10 protein-coding genes are annotated in these 12,366 nt (G+C 66.7%); 7 read left to right on the top strand and 3 right to left on the bottom strand.

The genetic code is table 11. The annotated features are described in order from the left end of the window. The first annotated feature begins 3 nt into the window (after window positions 1-3). From G6N09_RS12090 to G6N09_RS12110, 5 genes are all read left to right on the top strand, one after another. Window positions 4-1,575, top strand: coding sequence for a serine hydrolase (locus G6N09_RS12090; RefSeq protein WP_083026834.1), 1,572 nt, complete (start codon window positions 4-6; stop codon window positions 1,573-1,575). After that, window positions 1,572-3,986, top strand: a complete 2,415-nt coding sequence (locus G6N09_RS12095) for a cation-translocating P-type ATPase (protein WP_083026835.1) — start codon at window positions 1,572-1,574, stop codon at window positions 3,984-3,986. Before G6N09_RS12090 ends, G6N09_RS12095 begins: the two co-directional genes overlap by 4 nt. 25 nt (window positions 3,987-4,011) lie before the next feature. Next, a complete protein-coding gene (locus G6N09_RS12100; protein ID WP_083026836.1) occupies window positions 4,012-4,449 on the top strand; it encodes a type II toxin-antitoxin system Rv0910 family toxin in 438 nt (145 codons plus the stop codon). 171 nt (window positions 4,450-4,620) lie between these two features. Beyond that, entirely contained in the window at window positions 4,621-6,207 is a 1,587-nt protein-coding gene (locus G6N09_RS12105) for an ATP-binding cassette domain-containing protein (protein ID WP_083026837.1), read from the top strand. Window positions 6,208-6,216: 9 nt separating this feature from the next. Then, the gene (locus G6N09_RS12110) at window positions 6,217-6,633 is read left to right on the top strand and encodes a hypothetical protein (RefSeq protein WP_083026838.1); all 417 of its coding nucleotides are present in this window, start codon (window positions 6,217-6,219) and stop codon (window positions 6,631-6,633) included. Here G6N09_RS12110 and G6N09_RS12115 read toward each other — a convergent pair. Next, a complete protein-coding gene (locus G6N09_RS12115) occupies window positions 6,614-7,432 on the bottom strand; it encodes a TIGR03621 family F420-dependent LLM class oxidoreductase (protein WP_083026839.1) in 819 nt (272 codons plus the stop codon). The two genes, G6N09_RS12110 and G6N09_RS12115, sit on opposite strands and share 20 nt — an antisense overlap. A 33-nt stretch (window positions 7,433-7,465) precedes the next feature. Continuing rightward, window positions 7,466-8,476, bottom strand: coding sequence for a DUF1214 domain-containing protein (locus tag G6N09_RS12120; protein WP_083026894.1), 1,011 nt, complete (start codon window positions 8,474-8,476; stop codon window positions 7,466-7,468). Between the two features lie 313 nt (window positions 8,477-8,789). Between G6N09_RS12120 and G6N09_RS12125 the strand changes: the two genes are divergently transcribed. Beyond that, the gene (locus tag G6N09_RS12125; RefSeq protein WP_083026895.1) at window positions 8,790-10,748 is read left to right on the top strand and encodes a hypothetical protein; all 1,959 of its coding nucleotides are present in this window, start codon (window positions 8,790-8,792) and stop codon (window positions 10,746-10,748) included. A 13-nt stretch (window positions 10,749-10,761) separates the two neighbouring features. Here the strand turns inward: G6N09_RS12125 and G6N09_RS12130 are convergent, their stop codons facing one another. Further along, window positions 10,762-11,400: a TetR/AcrR family transcriptional regulator gene (locus tag G6N09_RS12130; protein WP_234807060.1), complete on the bottom strand. Its 639-nt coding sequence runs from the start codon at window positions 11,398-11,400 to the stop codon at window positions 10,762-10,764. A 142-nt stretch (window positions 11,401-11,542) separates the two neighbouring features. Between G6N09_RS12130 and G6N09_RS12135 the strand changes: the two genes are divergently transcribed. Next, window positions 11,543-12,310, top strand: a complete 768-nt coding sequence (locus tag G6N09_RS12135; protein ID WP_083026840.1) for a hypothetical protein — start codon at window positions 11,543-11,545, stop codon at window positions 12,308-12,310. Window positions 12,311-12,366: the final 56 nt, after the last annotated feature.

The raw sequence follows: 12,366 nt of genomic DNA on the forward strand, positions 1-12,366 counted from the left end.
GCCATGACCAGGTGGGCGGCTGCGGCCGGGGCCACGGTGCTGCTCTTCGGCGCCGCGGGATGTGCTCCCGCGGCAGCGCCCCCGGCACTGCAGGACACCTCGCCGAACGAGGTATCGGGAGTGGACATCCCCGAGGGCCGCGTCGATGCAGCGGTGGCCAGAATCGACGGCCTGGTGCGCGAACTGATGGACAGCACCGGAGTGCCTGGACTGGCCGTCGCGGTCGTGCACGGCGGGAAGACCCTGTACGCCAAGGGCTTCGGAGTTCGCGATACCCGCAACGGCCAGGGGCCGGACAATGCGGTGGACGCTGACACGGTGTTTCAGCTGGCGTCGATGTCCAAATCGGTCGGTGCCACCGTGGTAGCGCAGCAGGTCGGTGCCGGGGCGGTCGCGTGGGACACCCCGGTGGTGACACAACTGCCGTGGTTTGCGCTGTCTGATCCCTACGTCACCGACCACCTCACCATCGCCGACCTGTACGCGCACCGGTCCGGGTTGCCCGACCATGCCGGCGATGGTCTTGAAGACCTGGGCTATGGCCGCCGGGAAGTGCTGCAGCGGCTCCGCTATCTCCCGCTGTCCTCGTTCCGCGACAGCTACGACTACACCAACTTCGGTGTCACCGCCGCCGCAGAGGCGGTCGCCGCAGCAGCCGGCGTCGAGTGGGAGCAGCTGAGCGCCGATGTGCTGTACCGGCCGCTGGGAATGGCCTCGACCAGTTCCCGCTTCGGCGACTACCTGGCACGGCCCAATCGGGCGGTCACGCACGTCAAGGAAGGCGAGGGCTACGAGCCTGGCTATCAACGCAATCCGGACGCGCAGTCCCCGGCGGGCGGGGTCAGCTCGTCGGTGAACGATATGGCGCGGTGGCTGACCATGGTGCTGGCCAACGGCAGCCACCACGGCACCCAGATCATCGCGCCCGAGGCGTTGCTCCCCGCGATCACGCCTCAGGTGATCAGCGCCCCTGCCACGGTCGCCACGGCACGGGCTGGGCTCTACGGCCAGGGGTTCACGGTGTCGATCACCTCATCGGGGCGCACCCAGTACGGCCACTCGGGCGCGTTCCTGCTCGGTGCCGCGACCGCGTTTTCGGCATTGCCGTCGCAGGACGTCGGCATCGTGGTGCTGACCAACGCCGCCCCGGTCGGCGTCCCGGAGACCCTGATCGCCCAATTCCTGGACCTGGTCCAGTACGGCGAGATCCGCGAGAACTGGGCGACTCTGTACCAGCAGGCGTTCGCGCCGATGTCGCAACCGGAGGGCTCCTTGGTGGGTACCCCGCCACCGGCCCGGCCGGCCGCAGCCCAGCCGCTGTCGGCATATGTCGGCGACTACACCAACAGCTACTGGGGGCCGGTCGCCGTGACCGAGGACCACGGTGCCCTTGAGGTAGCACTCGGTCCGCGACACCAACAGTTCCGGTTGACCCACTACGACGGTGACACTTTCACCTTCACGCTGCAGGGTGAGAACGCACCGGAGGGAACGATCTCCAAGGCGACCTTCACCAAGGATGCGGTGGCGCTGGAGTACTTCGATCACGACAAGCTGGGAAGGTTCACCCGTTGACGACAGCGCGAACCGCAGGACTCACTGATGCGCAGGTCGCCCAGCGAGTCGAGCAGGGCCAGACCAACGACATTCCGGCGCGTGCCGCGCGCAGCATCCGTGAGATCGTCCGGGCCAACGTCTTCACCCGCATCAACGCCATTCTGGGCGTGCTGTTGGTCATCGTGCTGACCACCGGTTCACTGATCAACGGACTGTTCGGTCTGCTCATCGTCTTCAACAGTGTCATCGGGTTGGTGCAGGAGATCCGGGCCAAACAGACGCTGGATAGACTGGCGATCATCGGCCAGGCGAAACCCCTGGTGCGCAGGCAGTCTGGCGCGCAGCAGCTGCCGCCGGGCGACGTGGTGCTCGACGACGTCATCGAGCTGGGGCCGGGCGACCAGATCGTGGTCGACGGTCAGGTCGTGGAGTCGGCCGACCTGGAGGTCGATGAGTCGCTGCTCACCGGTGAAGCGGATCCGATCGGCAAAGGTCTTGACGACCAGGTGATGTCGGGCAGCTTCGTGGTGTCCGGCAGTGGGGCCTATCGGGCCACCCGGGTGGGGCGTGAGGCCTATGCCGCCAAACTGGCCGAGGAGGCCAGCAAGTTCACGCTGGTGAAATCCGAACTGCGCTCCGGTATCGACCAGATCCTGAAATTCATCACCTACCTGTTGATTCCGGCGGGCCTGTTGATCATCTACACCCAGCTGTTCACCACGGATGTGGGCTGGCGGGCATCGGTGCTGGCCATGGTGGGCGCCTTGGTGCCGATGGTGCCCGAAGGCCTGGTGCTCATGACGTCTTTGGCGTTCGCCGTGGGGGTCGTGCGGCTGGGTCGGAAGCAGTGCCTGGTGCAGGAACTGCCCGCGATCGAAGGCCTGGCCCGAGTCGATGTGGTGTGCGCCGACAAGACCGGCACCCTCACCGAGAATGGAATGCGGGTGTCGCAGATCGCCGAACTTGATGGCGCCGAAGGTCTTCCGGTGCGAGAGGCGCTGGCCGCCCTGGCTGCCGCCGACGCCCGCCCCAATGCGAGCATCCAGGCGATCGCCGAGGCATTCCCCACGTCGCCGGGCTGGACGCCGAGTGCCTGTGCGTCATTCAAGTCGGCCACCAAATGGAGCGGTCTCTCGTTCTCCGAGCATGGGAACTGGGTGATCGGCGCGCCGGATGTGCTGCTGGACCCGTCATCGGCAGTCGCTGAGCAGGCCGAACGGATCGGGGCCCGGGGTCTTCGGGTGTTACTGCTGGGGGCCTGCGACCAACCCGTGGACCACCCCGGTGCGCCGGGACAGGTGACCCCCGCGGCGCTGGTGGTATTGGAGCAGCGGCTACGCCCCGACGCCCGCGATACCTTGGAATACTTTGCCGCGCAAGATGTTTCAGTCAAAGTGATCTCTGGAGACAATGCGGTTTCGGTGGGTGCGGTAGCCGCGGAACTGGGACTGCCCGGGGACGCGATGGACGCCCGCAAGCTCCCGACCGAACCAGACCGGCTCGCTGCTGCGGTGGAGGACCACACCGTTTTCGGCAGAGTGCGCCCCGATCAGAAGCGGGCCATGGTGCACGCGCTCCAGGCACGCGACCATACGGTGGCGATGACAGGCGACGGCGTCAACGACGTACTCGCGCTCAAGGACGCCGATATCGGTGTCGCGATGGGGGCGGGGAGCTCCGCGGCGCGGTCGGTGGCCCAGATCGTCCTCCTGGACAACAAATTCGCCACCCTGCCCTACGTCGTGGGTGAGGGCCGCCGGGTGATCGGCAACATCGAGCGCGTGGCGAACCTGTTCCTGACCAAGACGGTGTATTCGGTGCTTCTCGCGCTGCTGGTGGGCCTGGTGGGGCTGGCTTCGGCACTGTTCGGCACCAAGCCGCTGCTGTACCCCTTCCAGCCGATCCATGTCACGGTCGCGGCGTGGTTCACCATCGGCATCCCCTCGTTCATCCTGTCGCTGGCGCCGAACAACGAGCGGGCGCACCCCGGATTCGTGCGGCGGGTGATGAGTGGGGCGCTGCCGGCCGGTGTGGTGGTGGGTATCGCCACCTTCGTGTCGTACCTGGTGGCCTACCGGGGCAGCGAAGCGACGTCGGTCCAGCAGATCCAGGCCTCTACCAGTGCGCTGATCACGCTGCTGACCACGGCCGGATGGGTGCTGGCCGTGGTGGCGCGGCCCTATCAATGGTGGCGTCTGCTGCTGGTGATCTCCTGCGGATTGGCTTACGTGGCGATTTTCGCGATGCCGCTGACCCGGGAGAAGTTTCTGTTGGACCCCTCCAACATGGCGTTGACCTTGCTGGCCTTGGGTATCGGAGCCCTCGGCGCTGCCGCCATCGAGGCGATGTGGTGGGCGCGGGGCGGGATGCTCGGCGAGCGGCCGAAGTTGTGGCGGGAGTCGGCAACGACCACAATGGCCCACCGATAAACCGTGACACAAGGGGAAAGACGACATGGCCAAGCTCTCCGGATCCATCGACGTCCCATTGCCGCCCGAGCAGGCATGGGCGCACGCCTCGGATCTGTCGCGCTACAAAGAGTGGCTGACCATTCACCGGGTCTGGCGCAGTGTGCTGCCGGAGAATCTCGACAAGGGCACCACCTTGGAGTCGATCGTCGAGGTCAAGGGCATGCTCAACAAGATCAGCTGGACGATCGTGAACTACAAGCCGCCTACCGGAATGACGCTCAACGGCGACGGTAAGGGCGGAGTCAAGATCAAGCTGCTCGCGAAGGTCGCCCCGCAGGGCGACGGTTCCAAGGTCAGTTTCGATGTTCACCTGGGTGGGCCCGCGCTGTTCGGACCCATCGGCATGCTGGTGGCCGCCGCGCTCAAGAGCGACATCAACGAGTCGCTGCGTAGGTTCGTCGCGGTCTTCGCCTCGGTTTAATCGGTTGCACGCCAGGTCGCCTCGCGACTACGGTGGCGACTGTTGCTTCACAGGAGGTCAGGAAATGACAGGCATCACCGGTCTCACGCCGCTGCCCGCGCGCTGATCACCGACGAGTTGCCGTAGTCCGGTCCCGGTTGTCAGCGCACCCGCTGACCTTCCGGAGACCGCATGTCCTTCCCTTTTTCTGACTCACTCCCTGCCGTCACCTTCGCCGGCGTCGACTTCGCCTGGCCGGACGGCACCGCCGCGCTGACAGGCATCACCGGTTCGTTCGGAATCGGCCGAACTGGGCTGGTCGGTACCAACGGTGCCGGAAAGTCGACCCTGTTCCGGCTGATCACCGGGGAACTCACCGCCACGGCTGGGCACATCACCCGGTCGGGTCCGGTGGCCTATCTGCCGCAGGCGCTGACCCTGGCAGCCGATGCCTCGATCGCCGAGTTGCTCGGCGTCGCTGAGCAACTCGCCGCACTGCGGGCGATCGAAAGCGGCGACGCCGACGTGACTCATTTCGAGGTCGTCGGTGACGACTGGGACATCGAAACCCGTGTGGATGTGGCGTTGCGCGACATCGGATTCGGGTCACGTGACCTCGACCGCCGGGTGGGTGAGCTCTCCGGCGGCGAGGCGATGCTGGTCGCGCTGACCGGGCTGCGGCTGCAGGCCGCCCCGATCACCCTGCTCGACGAGCCGACCAACAATCTCGACCGTGCCGCGCGTGCCGCGCTGGCCCGGTTGGTCGACGCGTGGCCGGGCGCGCTGATCGTGGCCAGCCACGACACCGCGCTGTTGGAGCAGATGGACGACACCGCCGAGCTCTACGACGGGCGCCTCACCACGTTCGGGGGCCCCTACCGTGCGTGGCGGGAGCACCTGGAGTCCGAGCAAGCCGCGGCCCGGGCGGCGGTCCGAACCGCGGAACAGGCGATCAAGGTGGAGAAACGTCAGCGCGTCGACGCCGAGACCCGGCTCGCGCGGCGTCACCGGGCGGCCCAGGTCGCCCGTCAGAACAAGCGCGCCGCGAAGATCGTGATGAACCAGAACGCCGCCAATGCCCAGGTATCGGCGGGCAAACTACGCGCGAGTTCCGGCAGCCGGTTGGCTGATGCGCGAGCCGACGCGGAGACTGCCGCGGCCCGGGTCCGCCGCGATGAGCACATTCGGGTGGTGCTTCCAGACCCGGATGTGCCCACCAGTCGCCGGCTGGCAGAGCTGCCGGGTGTCGACGGACCGCTCATTGTGCAGGGCCCAGAGCGTATCGGCCTGGACGGCCCGAACGGAGTCGGCAAGACGACGCTGCTGGAAGCCCTGCGCACGGGTGCGGCCGGTCGCCTGTTGACCGACCGGGTCGGCTACCTTCCGCAGCGGCTGGACCACTTGGACGACACGGTGTCGGCGTTCGACGCCGTGTCGGCGATCTCCGGCAGTGAACCGCAGGCGGTACGCGCCCAGTTAGCCCGGTTCCTGCTGGACGCCGACAGTGTCACCCGGCCGGTGGGGACCCTCTCCGGTGGTGAGCGATTCCGTGTTGCGCTGGCCCAGCTACTGCTCGCCGACCCGCCGCCGCAGCTCTTGCTGCTCGACGAACCGACCAACAACCTGGATCTGGCCAGTGTTGATCAGCTGGTCGAGGCACTGGCGGCCTATCGGGGAGCGTTCATCGTGGTGAGTCATGACGCGGGGTTCCTGGCGCGGCTGGATCTGCGGCGGAGGTTGACCATGCCGCGCGCCGGCGAGCTGATCGATGCGGGCTAGTGTCACAACATGACTCGCTCGCGTCCCGGTTGGCTGATCGCACTGTGCGCGGCGATTCTGTCGGCCAGCGCGTGGCTGCCGTGGCTGATCACCTCGGCCGAGGGCGGCGGGCATGCCAGTGCGATAGGCGGTAGTGCCGGCGCCATCGTGCTGCCGCCGCGCTTCGGTGTCGGCCAGTTGATCGTGCTGCTGGCCTCGGTGCTGCTGGTTGCCGGCGCGATGGTGGCCCGGGAGTTGTTCACCCGGTTGGCCGCGGTGGTCGCCGTGCTGGATGCGGTGCTCATCGCTGCGCTGGGCCTCTGGTACTACCGGCTGAACGTCGTGGCGCCGATAACGCCGGGTTATGGGTTCTACCTTGGGGCGGCCGCCGTCGCGGGTGCGCTGGGGTGTTCGGTGTGGGCGCTGGTCAGCGCAGTGCGGCGATGACCTCGGCGAACGCCTCGGCGTGTTGCTGCTGGACGGTGAAGTAACTGACCCCGTAGCGGTGCCGGTACTGGCGCAGGGTCTCGGCCATGTCGGCCACCGATCCGGACAGCACGGCAGGCGAGGCTAGCAGCTCCTCATCAGACAGCGTCGGCGCGAAGCGGCGGGTCAGTGCCAGATCGGGAACCCCTGAGCCGTCGGTCGGCAATGCGGTGATGGCCAGGTTCAGCTCCAGGGCCTCGAACCGGTCGCCGGCGGCCGCGCGCACGAAACCGACGCGCTCGGCCAGCGGATCATCGGCACCGCCGACCCGCGCGCCGGTCAGTCCGATGATGTCGGCGTGGCGCGCCGCCACGGTCAGCAGCCGGTCGCCGCTGCCGGCAATCAGTATCGGTACGCGCGGCTGGTGTGTCGCCACGTATCGGGTGACATGTTCCAGATAGGCGATGCGCCGCGCGGCGGTCGGAAAATCCATCTCGGCGGCCTCGAACTCCGCGCGCACGTAACCCGCGCCCAGGCCCACCTCCAGCCGTCCGCCCGAGAGCAGGTCGGTGTCGGCGACGTCACGGGTCAACAGCGCCGGGCGGTAGAAGCAGGCGTTGAGCACGTAGGTGCCCAGCCGGATCGTGGAGGTCGCCGCGGCGGCCGCGACCAGGACCGGGAAAGGGGCGGGAGCGCCGAGATGATCGGGTACGTGCAGGACGTCGAACCCGAAACCTTCCAGTCGCCGCGCGGTCTGCGCCAGCTCGGGCGCGGAACGGGTCGAGTTCAGGCCCACCCCGAAGCGAAATGCCCTCTGCATCGACGGCCTCCTCAACCTCGCTCCGGATACGGGTCAGCGTGCCGGGCGCGGCGTGGGCGCCGGTGTCGGCGTCGAGGCCGCAGAACGGGGCTCGCCGTTCGCCGACTCATCCGGTTGTGCGGCCGGGAACACCCACTTGCCCGAGAGGATCTCCTTCTCCGGCTGGTAGAGCCGCACCAGGTAGTTCCAGCCCGGCGTAATAGGCAGGCAGTTGGCGGTGTTGTCGTCGGAGCACCCGCCGAACTGCACGGTGACAGAGCCGTCTGCGGACTTGTCGGCGGTGATGTCGTTCACCGAGTATGCCTGCTGGGGGTTCTCGGTGAGGTAGCCGTTCTTGTTGTAGACGGTGACCGACCAGAAGGCTTTCACCGGAACATCTTTGACGGTCAGGCGATACACGGTGTTGCCGTCGTTGCGGGCCGGGGTGACGTTGAGATACAGCGCCTCCTGCTCGGAGTTGCCGCCCCAGGCCGCGGCCGCCCCGATCAGATGCCGCACCGGGTCGGTGTCGGCCTCGCTGCCGAACATGCCCCGGGTGTCGGGGATGGTCTGAGCCAGGTCCAGCAACGCGTCGGTGACCTTCTTCTGGCTCACCGGATCCCATCGCGGTACATCGAAGCTGCCGATGTTGTCCTGGCTCACGGCGATGCCGTCCTGCAGCCGGTGTGCGGTGGCCAGATCGGCCGGGTCGCCCGGGTCGGCCAGAATTCGCACGACCACCATCGCATAGCGGGTCCCGGCGTGCTTTTCGTCGAGGGTGTGTTCGCCGCCGCCGTAGAACATGTCGGTGACGTACTCGTCCTGGTTGATCACTTGTGCCGACATGTATCGCTTGCCCGGGTCGGGCAGGGTCAGTGTCACCGGAGCGGCCTGTAGGTCGAACACCGCCGCCGAATACAGGGTGTCGCGGTTGGACCGCACCACCAGCTGGCGGTCGATCGGGGTGAGTTCGCGCATGTGAAAGAAACGTCCGAAGCCGTTTTCGTTGACGACGTTGGTGAACTCCTGGTCGGTGACGGCCCGCACGAAGTTGTCCGGTGACACCAGCACCATGCCGTTGGGGGTGCTGCGGGGGGCGAGGTTGGCCACCGGGTCGGTGCCGGCCTTGGTGACGGTCAGTCCGCATCCGCTCAAGACCAGGGCCGCCGTCACCGTTCCCCACGCACACAGCCATCGCTTGGACATGCAGCGCAACCTACCTGGCGGCCCTGGCCGATGCCGGCAATGGGTTTACCGACACGGGTTGCGGTCTGTGCACGGCGACTATTGCACCCGGTCAGGCCCCGACGTATCGTCGAAAAATAAAAATTCGCCGTGAGTTAAACCAGAGAATCATGAACAAGATCGGGGAGTGGTCGTGGGCGTGATCGGAGCTGGGGCCGTGGACCGCGTGAGCCGCGTGCGGCGGTACGGGGTCGCCGCGGCCGCGGTGGGCAGTGCGTTGTCGCTGGTGATGGGCTCGCCGGTGCCGGCCGCCGGGGGTGCCGTGCCCTCCGTGGCCTTGACTGCGGGATATCAGCAGTCACTCGATGACCTGCTCGCCGCCATGAACGATGCGCGGGCTTTCGACTTGGCATTGCCTTATGCCTCGCCCGACGACGGCGACGTGCTGATGACGATGCTGCGTAACACCAACTATCAGCTGTTCACCGCCGGGCTGTCGCGGGTGACCGAACTGTTCAACGGTGTGTTCTTCCAGTCTCCCGAAGTGATAGCCGGCACCGTCGCGGACTCACGCCAATACTTCGACTACTTCACCCCTGATATCTACTACCACGTCACGGCCGGACTGGCTCCCGGTGCGACATACGTGCTCACCGGAAACCTCGGCGGGGGGACCGAGCACTTCTCGATCAGCACCACAGCCGTCACCGGTGCCACCGCCCACACCATCGAGGACCTCGAGCTGGGCCACGGCCTGGTGGTCGATGCCAACGGCAATTTCACCGTCTACATTGGGCCCGAGGCCCCGGCCGGCGCGGTGAACTTCCTGGACTCCTCCGACGCCACCGTCGGGGGTGCGGCGTCCCTGCTGATCCGCGACATGCTGGGCGACTGGGCCAAGGGGCCGGGCAGCGTCAGCATTCAGTGTGTCGCTGACTGCCCGCCGTTCTTCTCTATTCCCGCCGGCGGATTCTTCCCAACCGAAGGCGGATCCGAGACGCCGAGCGGGCCGGCCAACATCGGCTCCGTCGACGACGTGTTGAACATGCTGTTCAGCGCCTTCGCCCAGATCGTCGGCCCGTTCAACCAGCGCAGCATCGAAGGTGGGGCGTCGGTGGGCATGGAAGTGCCCGCGAACACGATGATGACGCTGGCCCCCGAGACCAGTTACGGCGTGGGACTGGAGTCCGCGGTCGTCACCGGCGGCAACTGGGATCTCGATCCCGGTGAGGCGCTGATCCTGAAGGTGCCCACGGTGGACGCGGCCTACAGCGGCATCGAGCTGATGAACGTCTACGGCGGCGCGTTGCCCTACGTCATGGCCCAGACCACCCTCAACCACACCACCACGTACCAAGCCGAGGACGGCTACACCTATTACGTTGTCAGTGCGACGAATCCGGGCGTGGCGAACTGGCTGGACACCGGCGGACTGTCGCGGGGCGAGATCTTCGCCCGCTTTGAGAACGTCGACGACCGAGACGGTGCCATCGGCCTGGGAGTCACGGCCCAGGTGGTGCCGGTCGGTGAGCTCGCCCAGTACCTGCCCAACGACACACCAGCGGTCAGTCCCGCCGAGTATGCCGCAGACATGGCTCAGCGGGTGTTCTCCTACGACTACGGCTTGGACGTGTCTCGGATGGGTGCCCAGCCCGCGTGGGTGCTGCAGCACGTGGTGATGAACGGGATGGCAGCACTGATGGGCAACGAGGACTTCGAGTCGGTTTTCGGCGTGCAGCCCTCTACCCCGATTGAGCTGCGGTTCACCGACGCGCTCAGCCCCGACTGGGATGCTGTGTGGCGCAGTGTCGTGGAGAACCCGGTGGAGAGCCTGACCGCGGTGCTGAACAACCTGCCCGTGCTGACCAGTGACGTCATGCTGCCTATCTCCCTGGCGATGACCCAGACCGCGCTGTCGGTGCTGCTGCCGCAGATGTTCATCACGGCGGTCAATGACGCACTGTTCAATCCGAACACCAGCATTCTGGCCGGGCTGCTCAATGCGCGCGATGATCTGGCGACGGTGATTTTGACCGCCAACGACGACTGGCCGACCGAACTCAGCGAGCGGGCGGCTCAGCAGTGGGCCAACATGGCGGACCTGGTCGCGACCACGCCCAGCTTCGACTTGAACGACTGGTTCGGCGGCTGACCCAACGGCGGCGCTAGGCCGTCAGGCAGCGGCGCAGGTGTGCCACGACGTCATCGGCCAGGGTCTCGACCGGCTGCCGGCAGCCGTCGGCCACCCAGTCGGTCAACCAGATCTGTAGTGCCGAGATCACCAGGGAGGCGGCGACACTCGCCCGGAGCCCGGTGATTTCGCCGGCGTCGATCGCGGCCTGCGCGGCGCGGGTGATCATCTCCATTCCGGTGCGCCACACTTCACGCTGCTGTCCGCGACCGGCGTCGATCAGTGTTGTTGCGGTGCCCCAGCTGAGGCCGTCGCGCAGGTGCACGTGCAGAAAATTGGGGCGGGCGGCGAAGAACTCGATCTCGACGCGCGCGGCGCTCAGGATGTTCTCCAATGCCGTGGCGTTGCTGTCGGCGCGGTGGGACACTGCCGCGACGAACTCGGTCATCCGCTGGGCGTTGAGGGCATCCCAGAGTTCGTCTTTACCCGAGAAGTAGCGGTAGACCGTGGTCAGCGACACTCCGGCACTGGCGGCAATAGCGCCCACGCGAGCGCCGGTGAAGCCGTTGCGGGCGAACTCGTGCTCCGCGGCGGCAAGGATCTGGTGCCGGTACATGGCCCGCCGGGCGTCGCCGATGTCGGCCACCGCATCCGCTGATGCCTCCACGGTCATCGGCGAGCACCCCCTCCTCGAGTTCGGGTCCGGCATTTTCCGGACCGGCGTTGCGCCGACGATGCTACCGTCGGCCAGTAATCATGGTTCCGATCTAGATAATCATTATTACTGGGCGGGGCGAGGGCGAAAGAGGACGCACATGACTTCGGCATCAGAGGTATCGGCGGCCGAGCCCGCGGCGGCGGCGCCGATCACCGCAACGCTGCCGCCCTCGCGTGGTCTGCGAACCGTGTGGATCCTGGCGTTCGGATCCCTGGCGGTGAGCTTTCCGCTCTACAGCTATCTGGCATTCCACAGCGGGCTAGACCGCGGAACCATCGCCAGCGCGATGGTGGTCCAGGTGACGGTCGCGTACTTCGTGGGCATGTTCGCGGCCTTCTTGCCGATCCCCTCACTGCGGCGGTGGACGCCGTTTCAACGCCTGCAAGGTGTGGTGCTGGCCTTCGTCACCGTCTCCTATGTGACGCACCTGACCTGGGAATTGGGTTGGCTCATTCTGCACAAGGCGATCCCGGCTGCCCACGACGCCGCCTGGGCGTACCCGTGGTGGAACTACATCGACGGCGGCGATCTGCGCTATCTCTACGCCGAGCCGAATTTCCTGATGATCGAGGTGCTCTCGGTGATCAACGGCTGCATCGGCCTGACCGGCCTGATGCTGTTGTACCGGTCGAAGTTCCGCGACTTCCGCGGCACGCTGCTGGTGATGTCGACGGCGGTCACGCACACGGTGCTGACCTGGTACTACTACGGCACCGAGATCCTGTCCGGGTTCCCCTCGGTGAACACCACCAGCTTCATGGACGTCGGGGTGAAGTTCATTCTGCTGAACGGACCGTGGTTGATCGTCCCGTGGTTGGTACTGGCTTGGGGGTATCAGTTGCTGCAGCGCCAGCTTCGGGCGTGAGGTAGCGCGGGACGGCCGAAGTGGGCCGCATCGCGCGGACGGCAAGATTTGGTATC

Origin of the sequence: Mycolicibacter minnesotensis (genome assembly GCF_010731755.1) — a bacterium.
Classification (GTDB): Bacteria; Actinomycetota; Actinomycetes; order Mycobacteriales; family Mycobacteriaceae; genus Mycobacterium; species Mycobacterium minnesotense.

What these genes read in the sequence shown, in the direction of transcription:
- G6N09_RS12100 (WP_083026836.1), top strand. Translation starts at nt 4,012, where the DNA reads ATGGCCAAGCTCTCCGGATCCATCGACGTCCCATTGCCGCCCGAGCAG.
- G6N09_RS12105 (WP_083026837.1), top strand. Translation starts at nt 4,621, where the DNA reads ATGTCCTTCCCTTTTTCTGACTCACTCCCTGCCGTCACCTTCGCCGGC.
- G6N09_RS12130 (WP_234807060.1), bottom strand. Translation starts at nt 11,400, where the DNA reads ATGACCGTGGAGGCATCAGCGGATGCGGTGGCCGACATCGGCGACGCC.
- G6N09_RS12110 (WP_083026838.1), top strand. Translation starts at nt 6,217, where the DNA reads ATGACTCGCTCGCGTCCCGGTTGGCTGATCGCACTGTGCGCGGCGATT.
- G6N09_RS12115 (WP_083026839.1), bottom strand. Translation starts at nt 7,432, where the DNA reads ATGCAGAGGGCATTTCGCTTCGGGGTGGGCCTGAACTCGACCCGTTCC.
- G6N09_RS12090 (WP_083026834.1), top strand. Translation starts at nt 4, where the DNA reads ATGACCAGGTGGGCGGCTGCGGCCGGGGCCACGGTGCTGCTCTTCGGC.
- G6N09_RS12135 (WP_083026840.1), top strand. Translation starts at nt 11,543, where the DNA reads ATGACTTCGGCATCAGAGGTATCGGCGGCCGAGCCCGCGGCGGCGGCG.